This window comes from Streptomyces sp. AN091965, assembly GCF_022698285.1.
GTDB lineage: Bacteria > Actinomycetota > Actinomycetes > Streptomycetales > Streptomycetaceae > Streptomyces.
The window spans coordinates 3,041,818-3,055,756 of sequence record NZ_JALDMY010000001.1 but is presented as its reverse complement, the minus strand read 5'-3'; the positions used below and the strand labels follow the sequence as shown (position 1 = coordinate 3,055,756).

At 73.5% G+C, this 13,939-nt stretch carries 12 protein-coding genes; 3 read left to right on the top strand and 9 right to left on the bottom strand.

Features of this window, described 5'->3' with window-relative positions; translation table 11 throughout:
* Positions 1-231 precede the first annotated feature (231 nt).
* The 5 genes from MQV74_RS12740 to MQV74_RS12720 form a co-directional block, all read right to left on the bottom strand.
* Positions 232-876, bottom strand: coding sequence for a GntR family transcriptional regulator (locus tag MQV74_RS12740; protein WP_138959321.1), 645 nt, complete (start codon positions 874-876; stop codon positions 232-234).
* A gap of 126 nt (positions 877-1,002) precedes the next feature.
* Positions 1,003-2,787 (bottom strand): 2-oxoglutarate dehydrogenase, E2 component, dihydrolipoamide succinyltransferase, encoded by a 1,785-nt coding sequence (gene sucB, locus MQV74_RS12735; RefSeq protein WP_242717070.1) that lies wholly within the window; start codon positions 2,785-2,787, stop codon positions 1,003-1,005.
* A gap of 61 nt (positions 2,788-2,848) precedes the next feature.
* A complete protein-coding gene (gene lpdA / locus MQV74_RS12730) occupies positions 2,849-4,237 on the bottom strand; it encodes a dihydrolipoyl dehydrogenase (protein WP_138959319.1) in 1,389 nt (462 codons plus the stop codon).
* Positions 4,238-4,562: 325 nt separating this feature from the next.
* Positions 4,563-6,107 (bottom strand): leucyl aminopeptidase, encoded by a 1,545-nt coding sequence (locus MQV74_RS12725; RefSeq protein ID WP_242717068.1) that lies wholly within the window; start codon positions 6,105-6,107, stop codon positions 4,563-4,565.
* Positions 6,108-6,209: 102 nt separating this feature from the next.
* Positions 6,210-7,013 (bottom strand): adenosylcobinamide-GDP ribazoletransferase, encoded by an 804-nt coding sequence (locus tag MQV74_RS12720; protein ID WP_242717066.1) that lies wholly within the window; start codon positions 7,011-7,013, stop codon positions 6,210-6,212.
* A gap of 99 nt (positions 7,014-7,112) precedes the next feature.
* Between MQV74_RS12720 and MQV74_RS12715 the strand changes: the two genes are divergently transcribed.
* Positions 7,113-7,883: a hypothetical protein gene (locus tag MQV74_RS12715; protein WP_242717064.1), complete on the top strand. Its 771-nt coding sequence runs from the start codon at positions 7,113-7,115 to the stop codon at positions 7,881-7,883.
* Here the strand turns inward: MQV74_RS12715 and MQV74_RS12710 are convergent.
* The 3 genes from MQV74_RS12710 to cobT all read right to left on the bottom strand — a co-directional run bounded on the left by MQV74_RS12710 (position 7,817) and on the right by cobT (position 11,455).
* The gene (locus tag MQV74_RS12710; RefSeq protein ID WP_242717062.1) at positions 7,817-8,524 is read right to left on the bottom strand and encodes a hypothetical protein; all 708 of its coding nucleotides are present in this window, start codon (positions 8,522-8,524) and stop codon (positions 7,817-7,819) included. The genes MQV74_RS12715 and MQV74_RS12710 overlap by 67 nt on opposite strands.
* Positions 8,521-10,287 carry a phosphatidylglycerol lysyltransferase domain-containing protein gene (locus tag MQV74_RS12705; RefSeq protein ID WP_242717061.1) on the bottom strand — a complete coding sequence of 589 codons (1,767 nt, stop codon included), beginning with the start codon at positions 10,285-10,287 and terminating at the stop codon, positions 8,521-8,523. The genes MQV74_RS12710 and MQV74_RS12705 overlap by 4 nt, the downstream gene beginning before the upstream one ends.
* A gap of 121 nt (positions 10,288-10,408) precedes the next feature.
* On the bottom strand, positions 10,409-11,455 hold the full coding sequence (gene cobT / locus MQV74_RS12700; protein WP_242717058.1) for a nicotinate-nucleotide--dimethylbenzimidazole phosphoribosyltransferase: 1,047 nt from the start codon (positions 11,453-11,455) through the stop codon (positions 10,409-10,411).
* A 121-nt stretch (positions 11,456-11,576) separates the two neighbouring features.
* Between cobT and MQV74_RS12695 the strand changes: the two genes are divergently transcribed.
* Positions 11,577-12,368 (top strand): class I SAM-dependent methyltransferase, encoded by a 792-nt coding sequence (locus MQV74_RS12695; RefSeq protein WP_242717056.1) that lies wholly within the window; start codon positions 11,577-11,579, stop codon positions 12,366-12,368.
* Positions 12,369-12,375: 7 nt separating this feature from the next.
* Here the strand turns inward: MQV74_RS12695 and MQV74_RS12690 are convergent, their stop codons facing one another.
* Complete coding sequence (locus tag MQV74_RS12690) at positions 12,376-13,587, bottom strand: bifunctional adenosylcobinamide kinase/adenosylcobinamide-phosphate guanylyltransferase (RefSeq protein ID WP_242717054.1); 1,212 nt, start codon at positions 13,585-13,587, stop codon at positions 12,376-12,378.
* Between the two features lie 89 nt (positions 13,588-13,676).
* Here MQV74_RS12690 and MQV74_RS12685 point away from each other — a divergent pair, with 89 nt between their 5' ends.
* The gene (locus MQV74_RS12685) at positions 13,677-13,898 is read left to right on the top strand and encodes a hypothetical protein (protein ID WP_242717052.1); all 222 of its coding nucleotides are present in this window, start codon (positions 13,677-13,679) and stop codon (positions 13,896-13,898) included.
* The last annotated feature ends 41 nt before the right edge of the window (positions 13,899-13,939 follow it).

Below are 13,939 nucleotides of genomic sequence, written 5' to 3'. Positions count from 1 at the left end.
GGGGCCCTTAACGGAAAGGGTCGGGGGTGCCCTAGGTCTTTGGCAGGACAGGGCGTGGGGCTCCGGTGGGAGCCCGTCGTCGACTGTAAGCCAGCGATCGATGATCGATCAAAGCGTTGAGCGGAAAACTTCCCTCTCGGGGCAAAAGTAGGCACAGGGTGCCATGGTGCAGGGCACCGGGTGCCTTGGATTCATCGGGTTTGCGCAGGTGGGGCGACGTATGAGCGCGGCTCACTCGGGATGAGCGTCACCGTCGGGCCGGGGCGCGCAGCCGAGGACATGGGCCTTCACGAGCTCCGCGATCCGGGGGTCACGGCGCCGGAACGCCTGCACGAGGGCCTCGTGCTCCTCCGCGTACGACTGCTGGACGGTGCCGAGCCAGCGGATGGAGAGCGCGGTGAAGACCTCGATGCCGAGCCCTTCCCAGGTGTGCAGGAGCACCGAATTGCCCGCCGCCCGCACCATCTCGCGGTGGAAGGCCACCGTGTGCCGCACCTGCCCGGTGCCGTCGCTGGCCCGGTCCGCCTCGTACAGGGCGGCGACGTGCGGCTCCAGGGCCGAGCAGTCGGCCGCGAGCCCGTCGGCGGCGAGCTCGGCCGCGATGGCCTCCAGGCCCGCCCGGACGGGGTAGCTCTCCTCCAGATCGGCCGCGGAGAGGTTCCGCACGCGCACGCCCTTGTTGGGCGCCGACTCGATCAGGCGCAGGGACTCCAGCTCCCGCAGGGCCTCGCGCACCGGCGTCTGGCTGACCTCCAGCTCGACGGCGATGCGCCGCTCCACGATCCGCTCGCCCGGCTTCCAGCGACCGCTGACGATGCCTTCCACAATGTGCTCGCGAATCTGTTCGCGCAGCGAGTGAATGACGGGCGCGGTCATATGGGGGCTCCGGAGGTCGGCTACTACGGGCGACCTCTAGACAATACGGCTGCGCCCCCGTCCGGAAACCTCCGGACGGGGGCGCAGCCGCCGATGAGACGAGTCTTACAGTCCGTCTCCGGATCCTTACAGGCCGAGCTCGACCTCGAACTCGCCCGCTTCGAGGATCGCCTTGACCGTGGTCAGGTAACGGGCGGCGTCCGCGCCGTCCACCAGACGGTGGTCGTAGGACAGCGTCACGTAGGTCATGTCGCGCACGGCGATGGTCTCGCCGAGGTCCGGGTGGTTGATGACCACCGGGCGCTTGACCGTGGCACCGATGCCCAGGATGGCGACCTGGTTCGGCGGCACGATGATCGTGTCGAACAGCGCGCCGCGCGAGCCGGTGTTGGAGATGGTGAAGGTCGCGCCGGACAGCTCGTCCGGGGTGATCTTGCTGGCGCGGACCTTGTTGGCCAGGTCGGCGGTCGCCTTGGCGATGCCGGCCAGGTTCAGGTCACCGGCACCCTTGATGACCGGGGTCATCAGGCCCTTCTCGGAGTCCACGGCGATGCCGATGTTCTCCGAGTCGAAGTAGGTGATGGTGCCCTCGTCCTCGTTGATGCGGGCGTTGACGACCGGGTGGGCCTTCAGCGCCTGCGCCGCCGCCTTGACGAAGAACGGCATCGGGGAGAGCTTGACGCCCTCGCGGGCGGCGAAGCCGTCCTTGGCCTTGCCGCGCAGCTTCATCAGCTTGGTGATGTCGACCTCGACCACGCTGGAGAGCTGGGCCTGGCCGTGCAGCGCCTTCATCATGTTGTCGCCGATGACCTTGCGCATGCGGGTCATCTTGACCGTCTGACCGCGCAGCGGGGACACCTCGAGGGCCGGGGCCTTCGACGCGGCCGGAGCGGCGGCCGGGGCGGCGGCGGGAGCCGGGGTGGCCTTCGCGGCCTCGGCGGCGGCGAGCACGTCCTGCTTGCGGATGCGGCCACCGACGCCGGTGCCCTTGACCGAGCCCAGGTCCACGCCGTTCTCGGCGGCGAGCTTGCGCACCAGCGGGGTGACGTAGGCGCCGTCGTCGGCCGGGGTGGCCGGAGCCGGGGCGGCCGGGGCGGCGGGCTTGGCCGGAGCCGGGGCGGCGGGGGCCGGGGCCGGGGCCGGGGCCGGGGCCGCGGGCTGCGCCGGAGCCGGAGCGGCAGCGGCGGGAGCGGCCGGGGCGGCCGGAGCCGGAGCCGGGGCGGCCGGCTGGGCCGGGGCGGGCGCCGGGGCCTCGGCGGGGGCGGCCGGGGCGGCGGCCGGAGCGGCCGCGGGGGCGGCACCGGCGGCACCGATGACGGCGAGCTTCGCGCCGACCTCGGCGGTCTCGTCCTCGGCGACGGTGATCTCCAGGAGCACGCCGGAGACCGGCGCGGGGATCTCGGTGTCGACCTTGTCGGTGGAGACCTCAAGGAGGGGCTCGTCGGCCGAGACCTCCTCGCCGACCTCCTTCAGCCAGCGGGTGACGGTGCCCTCGGTGACGGACTCGCCGAGCGCGGGCAGCGTGACGTCGGTGCCCTCGGCGGCGCCGCCGGCCGGGGCGGCGGGCGCCTCGGCGGGGGCGGCCGGAGCGGCCGGGGCCTCGGCGGCGGGCGCCGGGGCGGGCTCGGCGGCCGGGGCGGGCTCGGCAGCCGGGGCCTCGGCGGGAGCGCCGGAGCCGTCGTCGATGACGGCCAGCTCGGCGCCGACCTCAACGGTCTCGTCCTCGGCGACCTTGATGGAGGCCAGGATGCCCGCGGCGGGCGAGGGGATCTCGGTGTCGACCTTGTCGGTCGACACCTCGAGCAGCGGCTCGTCGGCCTCGACGCGCTCGCCTTCGGCCTTCAGCCAACGGGTGACAGTGCCCTCGGTGACGCTCTCGCCGAGCGCCGGAAGGGATACGGAAACCGCCATGGTTTCGGTTGCTCCTTACGAATTACGAAGTCTGTGGTCGGTCGCGTCCGTGGACTGAAGGTCAGTCGTGGGAGTGCAGGGGCTTGCCGGCGAGGGCGAGGTGGGCCTCGCCGAGCGCCTCGTTCTGCGTCGGGTGGGCGTGGATGAGCTGCGCCACCTCGGCGGGCAGGGCCTCCCAGTTGTAGACCAGCTGGGCCTCGCCCACCTGCTCACCCATGCGGTCGCCGACCATGTGGACGCCGACCACGGCACCGTCCTTGACCTGGACGAGCTTGATCTCGCCCGCGGTCTTGAGGATCTTGCTCTTGCCGTTGCCCGCCAGGTTGTACTTGAGGGCGACGACCTTGTCCGCGCCGTAGATCTCCTTGGCCTTCGCCTCGGTGATGCCGACCGACGCGACCTCGGGGTGGCAGTACGTCACCCGCGGCACGCCGTCGTAGTCGATCGGCACGGTCTTCAGACCGGCCAGGCGCTCCGCCACCAGGATGCCCTCGGCGAAGCCGACGTGCGCGAGCTGGAGGGTGGGGACGAGGTCGCCGACGGCGGAGATCGTCGGGACGTTCGTGCGCATGTACTCGTCGACCAGGACGTAGCCGCGGTCCATGGCGACGCCCTGCTCCTCGTACCCGAGGCCCTGGGAGACCGGGCCGCGGCCGATGGCCACGAGCAGCACCTCGGCCTCGAAGGTCTTGCCGTCGGCGAGGGTGACGCGCACACCGTTCTCGGTGTACTCCGCCTTCTCGAAGAAGGTGCCCAGGTTGAACTTGATCCCGCGCTTGCGGAAGGCGCGCTCAAGGAGCTTCGAGCTGTTCTCGTCCTCGGCCGGCACGAGGTGCTTGAGGCCCTCGACGACCGTGACGTCCGTGCCGAAGGACTTCCACGCCGAGGCGAACTCGACGCCGATGACGCCGCCGCCCAGGATGATCGCGGACTGCGGCACGCGGTCCAGGGTCAGCGCGTGGTCCGAGGAGATGATGCGGTTGCCGTCGATCTCCAGGCCCGGCAGGGACTTCGGCACGGAGCCGGTCGCCAGGAGGAGGTGGCGACCCTGGATCCGCTGGCCGTTCACGTCGACCGAGGTCGGGGACGACACGCGGCCCTCGCCCTCGATGTAGGTGACCTTGCGGGAGGCGACCAGGCCCTGCAGGCCCTTGTACAGGCCCGCGATGACGTCGTCCTTGTACTTGTGGACGGCGTTGATGTCGATGCCCTCGAAGGTGGCCTTGACACCGAACTGGCCGGCCTCGCGCGCCGAGTCGGCGACCTCGCCGGCGTGCAGCAGCGCCTTCGTCGGGATGCAGCCGTTGTGCAGGCAGGTGCCGCCGAGCTTGTTCTTCTCGATCAGTGCGACGTCGAGACCCAGCTGCGACGCGCGCAGGGCCGCGGCGTAACCGCCGCTACCACCGCCGAGGATCACTAGGTCGAAAACGGTGCTGGCGTCGTTCGCCACGTCACGTCCTCCATGCATGTGCGCCGTGCGCCGGACCCCTCTTTGCCGGGGACGACCGGTCGGTCGGCTGGTATACGGCCGCTCTTCTTCGGCCCTGTGGTGGGGGCCCTGTCCTGCCGAGAACCCATCTTCGCACTTGTCGGCGGCAGGCGGGACGCCGGGCCGGGCTGATCGGCCTCAGCCGGAGGTCAGGGCCACGTACGTACGTACGGATTTCATCGACAGCGAAATCCCGGTGCGGGAGGTGCGAGAGATGCGGGATGAGCGTGCCGACGCGTACGGCCCCGCGGGCGAGGGCGCCCCGGGGCCGTACGTCAGTGGCTGCTCAGCCGAGGTCGCCCGCGGCGGTGCGCTCCGCGAGACGCACCAGGGTGCGGACGGCGGAGCCGGTGCCGCCCTTGGGGGTGTAGCCGTACGGGGCGCCCTCGTGGAAGGCGGGGCCCGCGATGTCCAGGTGGGCCCAGGTGATGCCCTCGCCCACGAACTCCTTCAGGAACAGGCCCGCGACCAGGCCGCCGCCCATGCGCTCGCCCATGTTGGCGATGTCGGCGGTGGGGGAGTCCATGCCCTTGCGCAGGTGCTCGGGCATCGGCATCGGCCAGGACGGCTCGCCGACCTCCTCGGCGATCTCGTGGATCGACGTGCGGAAGGCGTCGTCGTTGGCCATGACGCCGAAGGTGCGGTCACCCAGGGCCAGGACCATGGCGCCGGTCAGCGTCGCCACGTCGACGATCGCGTCGGGCTTGTCCTCGGAGGCCTTGGTGAGGGCGTCGGCGAGGACCAGACGGCCCTCGGCGTCGGTGTTCAGGACCTCCACCGTCTTGCCGCTGTACATGCGCAGCACGTCGCCCGGTCGGGTGGCCGAGCCGGACGGCATGTTCTCGGCGAGGGCCAGCCAGCCGGTGACGTTGACCTCGAGGCCGAGGCGCGCGACGGCGACCACGGCCGCGAACACGGCGGCGGCGCCGCTCATGTCGCACTTCATGGTCTCGTTGTGGCCCGCGGGCTTGAGCGAGATGCCGCCCGAGTCGTACGTGATGCCCTTGCCGACGAGGGCCAGGTGCTTCTTCGCCTTGGACGAGGTGTACGACAGCTTGACCAGGCGCGGCGGGGCCGCCGAGCCCGCGCCGACGCCGAGGATGCCGCCGTAGCCGCCCTTGGCGAGCGCCTTCTCGTCGAGCACCTGCACCTTGATGCCGTGCTCCTTGCCGGCGGCCTGGGCCACCGCGGCGAACGCCTCCGGGTAGAGGTCGTTCGGCGGGGTGTTGATCAGGTCGCGGGCGCGGTTGAGCTCCTCGGCGACGGCCAGGGCGCGCTCGACGGCGGCCTTGTAGGCCTTGTCGCGCGGCTTGCCGCCGAGCAGGGCGGCCTCGGCGAGCGGGCCCTTGGTGTCCTTGGCGCCCTTCTTGGCCTTGGCGTCCTTGGCGTCGGCGGTGCCCTTGTAGGCGTCGAAGGCGTAGGCGCCGAGGAGCGCGCCCTCGCCGATCGCGCCCGCGTCGGCGGCGCTCTCCAGGGGCAGCGCGAACGCGGCCTTCTTCGAACCGGCCAGAGTGCGCGCGGCGACACCGGCGGCCCGGCGCAGCACCTCCGCGTCGTAGGCCTGATCCTTCTCGGGGACCGTGCCGAGGCCGACTGCCAGGATCACCGGCGCCTTGAAGCCGGACGGCGCGGGCAGCTTCGTCGCCTCACCCTCGGCGCCCGAGGCACCGAGGGTCTCCAGGACGGACGCGAGCTTGCCGTCGTACGCCTTGTCCACGGACTCGGCGCCAGGAGCCACGACCGGCCCCTTGGCGCCCTTCGCGACACCGACGACGATCGCGTCGGCACGCAGGCCGGACGCGGCGGCGGTGCTGAGAGTCAGAGCAGTCACGGTGCTGAAGTCCCTCTTTCATAGGAGGTTTCACTGAGTTCTTGCGGGCTTTGGGGTGGTAAGCCCGTCGCGAGCCTACGCCTGCAAGCAATGCGGTGTGCCTCACTGTGCGTGCTGGCCGAGGGCGAGCACAAGCAGCGCGGCCGTGGCGGCGGTCTCGGCGAGCCCGCCGAAGACGTCGCCGGTGACACCGCCGAACCGCCGTACGCAGTGGCGCAGGAGGCCCTCGGCGGCGGCGCAGGCGAGCAGCACGGCGGCCGCGTTCCGGACGGCGGAGACGGCTGTGCCGGCGCCCGTGACCGCTCCCGCGGCGGCGGCCGCGGCGGTGACGGCCACAAGGGCGGCCAGGGCCGCGCGCGCGGGGACCGTGCCCGCGACGGCCGCGCCGAGCCCCTCGGGCCGGGCCGGCGGCACCTCGGCGCGGGCGGCGAGGGTGAGTGCGAGCCGGGCGGCGGTGGCGGCCACGGCGGCGCCGCACAGACCGCGCGCCCAGCCGTCGTCGTACAGCTCGGCGAGGGCCGCGACCTGCGCGAACAGGGCCAGGACCAGGGTGATCACGCCGAACGGGCCGATGTCGGACTGCTTCATGATCCGCAGCGCGTCGGCGGCGGGCTTGCCGCTGCCGAGGCCGTCGGCGGTGTCGGCGAGGCCGTCGAGGTGCAGCCCCCGGGTGCCCGCGGCGGGCACGGCGACGGCGGCGACGGCGGCGAGCAGCGGACTCGCGCCGAGGGCGAGCAGCGCTGCCCCGAGACCCCCCGCGAGCAGGCCGAGGACGAGCCCCGCGACCGGGGCGCACAGCATGCCCGTCCGGGCGGCCTCGCGGTCCCACCGGTGCACGCGCACCGGCAGCGCGGTGAGCGTCCCGAAGGCGAAGCGGAGGCCGTCGGCGGGGGTGGGTCTGGGCATTGGGCGAGGTTACCCGGGCGGCCCGGGGCACCCGTCGCCGCCCTGCTGCGGCGGGTGCCCCGGCCTGCGCGCGGCGGCGGCGAACCGCAAGATGGGCCCATGGACGGCTGGTGGTACCGGAACGTCGTCGAGCCGGGGAAGCTGCCCCTGCTGCTCGCGCTGGTCTCCTTCGTGGGCTCGTTCCTGGTGACGCGCACCATCACCCGCCTCATCCGCGCCGGGAAGGGCCCGTTCCGGAACATCACCACCGGGGACGTGCACGTCCACCACGTCGTCCCGGGCATCTTCCTGATGCTGGTGGGCGGCTTCTGGGCGGTGGCTGCGGGGCGGCACGGCTTCGGCTCGATGTGCGCGGCCGTGATCTTCGGCATCGGCGCGGGCCTGGTCCTCGACGAGTTCGCGCTGATCCTGCACCTGGACGACGTGTACTGGAGCGAGCAGGGCCGCAAGAGCGTGGAGGTGGTGGTCCTCACCACGGCCCTGGTGGTCCTGATCCTCACCGGCTTCACCCCTTTCGGCGTGAACGAGCTCTCCGTGACCGAGCGGCACAACCGCTTCGCCTTCGCCCTGAACATCGTGGTGAACTGCGGCTTCGCGCTGATCGCGATGCTCAAGGGCAAGCTGCGCACGGCCCTGATCGGCATGGTGGTGCCGTTCGTGGCGCTCGTCGGCGCGATCCGCCTCGCCCGCCCGGGATCGGCCTGGGCGCGGCGGTTCTACCGCAACCGGCCGCGCGTCCGGGCCCGGGCGGGGCTGCGCGCGTTCCGCCACGACCGCCGCTGGACCGCCAAGCGGCGCTGGCTTCAGGACGTCATCGGCGGCAGGCCGGACCCGGAGCCGCGGCCCGCCCCGCCGCGGCGCCGCAGCTGACGCACCGCCGTGACGCCCGCGCACAGCACGAGCACGCCCGCGATGGCCGCCAGGTGCTCCTTGCCGGCGAGGTTGTTCTTGACCAGGACCTCGGCCACCATCAGGGCGATCACCAGGGCGCCGGTCGCGTACGCCCGGTAGCGCCAGCACACGAACACCGCGAGCCCGACGACCGCGGCCGACGGGCCGGTGTCGATGACCTGCGCGTCGGAGGCGGGAAGCCCGACCCAGCTGTCGGGCCCGATGGCGATGCCCACGCGCGCGTAGAGGGTGCCCGCGAGCGTCGCCGCGTAGCCGACGAGCAGCGTGCGCCACCAGCCGACGCAGATCTCGGCGATGCCGAACACCAGCAGGATCTGCGCGAGCGCGCCCCACACCGGCAGGTCGAGGGCGGGGACGAAGAGCGAGAGCGGGGTGCGGACGAGGGCGAGCCACAGCGGCTCCTCGGCCCGCACGGAGCCGATGTTCTGGACGAACTGGTAGCCCCAGGACTGGTTCTGCACGTACTGGAAGGCCGCGGTCAGGCAGACGGCACCGAGCGTCATCGGGATCGCGCGCCAGCGCCGCGCGGTGAGGCCGCGGCGCACCGTGGAGTACAGATCGCCCCACTCGGCACGGGCCAGCCGGGACAGGGTGCTCATCTTCGGGACTCCAAATGTGTGCGGTGCAGCCATTTCGGTAGGCCCGGAGCTTCCAGAAAGCCTTCGGCGCGGGCGGACGCGACACCGATGCGCGGCAGATCCGCGCTCTTCTCGAAGAGCAGGAACCGCGGCTCCCAGATGGGTCGGTACTTGGCGTTGGCGCGGTACAGCGACTCGATCTGCCACCACCGGGAGAAGAAGCTGAGCAGCGAGCGCCACAGCCGGAGCACCGGGCCCGCGCCGAGCCGCGAACCACGCTCGAAGACAGATCTGAACATCGCGAAGTTCAGCGACACCTGCGTGATCTGGATCTCCGCCGCGCGCTGGAGCAGCTCGATGACCATGTACTCCATCAGGCCGTTGTCGGAGTCCCGGTCACGGCGCATCAGGTCCAGGGAGAGGCCGTGCGGCCCCCAGGGGACGAAGGAGAGCACGGCCCGCAGCTCGCCCTCGCCGTCGAAGCACTCGAGCATCACGCACTGGCCGTCGTCCGGGTCGCCGAGGCGGCCGAGCGCCATGGAGAAGCCGCGCTCGGTGGCGCCGTCGCGCCAGTCGTCGGCGCGTTCGAGGAGGCGGGCCATCTCGTCCTCGGGGATGTCCGCGTGGCGCCGTACGCGCACCTGGTACCCGGCGCGCTTGACGCGGTTGTAGGCCTGGCGGACCGTGCGCATGGCCCGGCCCTCCAGGGTGAAGTCGGCGATCTCCACGATGGCCTCGTCGCCGAGCTCCAGGGCGTCGAGGCCGTGCCGGGCGTAGATCGTGCCCGCCTCCTCGCTCGCGCCCATCACCGCCGGGGTCCAGCCGTGCTCGCGCGCCTCGGCGAGCCACGGCTCGATGGCGCCGGGCCAGGCCTCGGGGTCGCCGATCGGGTCGCCGGAGGCCAGCGAGACGCCGCCGACCACGCGGTAGGTGACCGCGGCCTTGCCGGTCGGGGACCAGACGGCGCTCTTCTCGCGGCGCAGCGCGAAGTAGCCGAGCGAGTCGCGCTCGCCGTGCTTGGCGAGCAGGGCGCGGAGCCGCGCCTCGTCGTCCTCGCTGAGCGGGTCGACGGCCCGGCGGGAGCGGAAGGCCGCGTACAGGACGGCGATGACCAGGAGCGTGCTCAGGACGTTGATGGTGACGTTGACCCAGCCGGGCGTCGAGATGCCCGCGAACCGGGAGTCGTCGGCGGCCAGCGACACCAGGCGCATCGTGCCGTAGCGCCAGCGGTCGAGGAACGTCGAGCGGTAGTCGTCGTGGGCGTGGTTGGTGACGGTCACCAGGAGCGCGGCGAGCAGCGAGGTCGCGAGCAGCCCGCCGACGGCGACGGCCGCCGCCAGCTTGGGGTTGGATCGGTCGCCCTTGGCGTAGAACTCGCGGCGGCCGACGAGCAGCGCGGCGACGAAGCCCGCGGTGAGGACGAGCGAGATCCAGTTCTGCGCGTACTGCCGGATCTCGGGGAAGAACATCGCCACCGCGAAGAGCAGCAGGAACAGGCCGCTCAGTACGAGGTTGAGGATCCAGGAGGCCCGTTTGCGGCGGCGCATCGTGACCGCGAGGAACGCGGTGAACACGCCGGAGGCGAACCCCGCGGTGAGCATGTACGGGGTGAAGTAGTTCTCCGTGTTGTGCCGTCTGAGGTCCTGCCCCAGGGAGACCCAGACGGCACTGAGGAAGTTGACGAAGGCGACGGCCCGCAGATACCAGACGGCGGCCGCCGCGGCTCTCCGCGAGGCCGGGGTGGACGTCGTGCGCTGTTCTTCCTTCGGCCGTTCTTCTCCCATACAGCGGGATCTTATGGGGTGTTGTGGTGTGATATGGGGCTTGCTGTCCCGGTTCCCGCCGCGACCTGCGACTACTCGGAGCGCGAAGCTCCGCGGTCACCCGGAGACGGGAAGCCCCCGACTACTCGGCGACGGGAAGCTCCGCGGCCAGCGCCGCGGCGGAGCGCAGCAGCGGCACCGCGAGCAGCGCGCCCACGCCCTCGCCCACCTTCACCCCGTGGCTGAGCAGTGGTTCGAGCGCCATCCGGTCGAGCGCCTTGGCCTGCGCGGGCTCCCCGCTGTCGTGCCCGGCCAGCCACCAGTCCGGCGCCCGGAAGGCGACCCGCTGGGCCACGAGGGCCGCCGCCGCGGCCACCACGCCGTCCAGGACCACGGGCGTGCGCCGCACCGCGGACTGGAGCAGGAACCCGGTCATGGCCGCGACGTCGGCCCCGCCCACCGCCGCGAGCAGCTGCAGCTGGTCGCCGAGCACCGGCCGCGCGCGCCGCAGGGAGTCCCGGACCGCCGCGCACTTGCGCATCCACGCCAGGTCGTCGATCGGCCGCCCGCCGCGCCCGGTCACCACGGACGCGTCGGTGCCGCACAGCGCCGCGATCAGCGTCGCCGCGGGGGTCGTACCGCCGACGCTGACGTCGCCGAGCACGACCAGGTCGGTGCCGGAGTCGGCCTCCTCGTCGGCGAGCGCGATGCCCGCGCGCACCGCCCGCTCGGCCTCGTCGGCGGTGAGCGCGTCCTCGATGTCGATGCGGCCCGAGCCGCGCCGCACCCGGTGGCCCGCGACCTCGGCGGGCAGCTCGTCCGGGTCGCAGTCCAGGGCCAGGTCGACCACCCGCACGGGCACGTCGAGCCGCCGTGCCAGCACCGCCGCGGGCGCCTCGCCGGACAGGACGGACCGCACGAGGTCCGCCGCCCCGCCCGCGGGCCGCGCCGACACGCCGAGCTCGGCGACGCCGTGGTCGCCCGCGAAGAGCAGCGCCTTCGGCCGCTCGATCGGCTTGACCGGCACGGACGCCTGGGCCGCCGACAGCCACTCGGCGAGCTCGTCCAGGCGGCCGAGGGCACCGGGCGGCAGGCTCTGCCGCTCCCTGCGCTCCTCGGCGTCGCGGCGCACCCCGCCGTCGGGCCGCTCGATCAGGTCGGTGAAGTCGTCGAGAATCAGCGAGCTCATTCGGCGAACAGTACCGGCGGGCGGTGACACGTGCGCGAACGGCCCCGGGCCGGTCCGCCACCGGTGAGACAGGCCCCGCGACGTCGTTGCCCTGCCACCACTGATCCCATACGTTCCGTTTGTGTCGAATCGCCCTGTCCCGTCCGTCCGTCAGCAGGCCACCGACGACCCCGTCGAGCGCGTCCTCCGTGCCCGGCACTCCACCCGGCGCCACCGCGCCACGGCCCACGCCCTCGCCCGGCACCTCGAACCCGAGAGCTGGCTCGACGTCGGCACCGGACACGGCCGCCTCCCGGCCGCCGCCAAGGACGTCCTGCCGTACACCGCGTACGACGGCACGGACCCGGGCCACGCCGTCGAGGAGGCCCGCGAGGCCGGGCACGTCGAGGAGGCCCACCAGGGGCTCCTGCCGGACCTCGCGCCGCGCCTCGCCGACCGGTACGACGCGGTGAGCATGGTCCACCACCTGGAGCGCGTCCCCGACCCGGAGGCGGAGCTCGCCGCCGCCCGCACCGTCCTGCGCCCGGGCGGACACCTGCTGATCGAGGCCGCCGACCCCGAGTCCCGCTCCGCCCGGCTCCTCGGCCCCTGGTGGCCGCCGCACGCGCGCTCGCAGCAGCCGCGCCTGCTGTCCCTCGGCCGGCTCCGCGGTGCCCTGGAGGACCTCGGCTTCACCCTCGTCGACGTCGAGCGGCGCACCCCGCACCTGCCGCTGGACCTGACCGGCGCGGCCGTCCTCGTCATCGGCCGCCGGCTGCCGCGGGCCGCCGGGCCGCGCCGGGCGTGCGGCTGGGCGGCGGCCCCCCTGATCGTCCTCGCCTATGCCCTCGACCAGCTGCTCGCGCCCCTGCTCGTCCGCACCGGCTTCGGCAACACCTACCGCGTCATCGCCCGCCGCGAGCGCGACGACTGAGCCCTCCTCAGCCGCGCAGCGCCAGTGCCTGCCCCGCCACCACGAGCAGCACGTGCTCGCACTCGGCGGCGAACGCGGCGTTGAGGCGGCCCAGTTCGTCGCGGTAGCGGCGCCCCGACGCGGTCGCGGGGACGATGCCGGAGCCGACCTCGTTCGACACCGTGACCACCGTGCGCCGCGCGGCCCGCACCGCGTCCGTGAGCTCCGTGACCCGCTTGCGCAGCGCGCGCTCGCCGCCGCCCGCCCACTCGGTGTCGTCCCACGCGTTCACGTCGTCCATCGCGTGCGTCAGCCACAGCGACAGACAGTCGATGAGCAGCGGCGGCCCCGGCTCGGCGAGCAGCGGCACGAGGTCGCAGGTCTCCGTGGTGCGCCAGGAGCCGGGCCGCCGCTCGCGGTGGACGCGCACCCGCTCCGCCCACTCCTGGTCCCCGCCGCGCAGCCCGCCGGTGGCCACGTACAGCACGTCGGGGAAGGCCTCCAGGCGCCGCTCGGCCTCCACCGACTTGCCCGAGCGGGCGCCGCCGAGCACCAGGGTGCGGCGCGGCACGTCCGGCACGTCCTCGTACGCGCCGACCTCCAGGGTCGTGCCGTCCGGCACCGCCCGTGCCCCGGCCGCGGCGAGCCGCCGGGCCAGCTCGGGGCCCGGCGGCACCTCGTGGCCGACGTGCACGGCGAGCACGTCCGTGGTCGGGCCCGACGCACCGGCCGCCCGCAGCCGCGCGAGCCCGTCCGGGCGGCCCACGACGTCGGCCACGACCATGTCGTACACGACCTGCCCGCCGCCGTTCTCAGGGCCCGCCCCCGCGGGCGCGCAGCCCGGCGGCAGATACAGCAGTCGCCCGCCGTCAGGCCCGGTCACCTCGTAGCCGGTGCCGGGCGCGTCCATCGCGACGGCCCGCACCCGGTGCCCGGTGAGCAGCGCGAGCTCGCGGCCGTCCGGCACCCGGACCGGCTGCGGAAGCCCGGCCGGCACCTCCACGGCGGGCCCGTCGTGCGGATGCGAGAGCAGCACCTGGCGCACCCCGCCGAGCGAGTGCCCGGCGCGGGCGGCGGCGAAGGCGGCGCCCGGCGTCAGGTCGAGCAGCAGCACACCGTCCACGAGCAGGGCCGTCGCCGCCCGCGCCTGGTCGCCGAGCGCGGTCGCGCACGCGGCGCAGGGACAGCCGGGGCGGGGCAGCCCCTCGGGGGCTCCGGTGCCGAGCAGAGTCAGTTCCACAGGAAGATCCTCCCGCGTCGCCCCGCGCGCCGCGCGCCCGGCTAGGCTTCAAGCGGCTTCGGGACACCACTGGACCTCGGGAGGCTGACATGGCGGCATGGACGTGGCGGTTCGAGACGGCGGACGGGACGGAGGTCCGGCCCGCGGTGCAGCCGGAGGAGTTCACCACGCAGGGCGACGCGGAGACCTGGATCGGCGAGCACTGGAAGGAGCTCGCCGAGGGCGGCGCGGACCAGGTGACGCTCTTCGAGGACTCCTCGGAGATCTACGGCCCGATGAGTCTGCACGCGCAGGACGCGGCGCAGGCCTGACGCGCCGGATCCACGCACGCGGAGGGGGCGGGGGCCGTCGG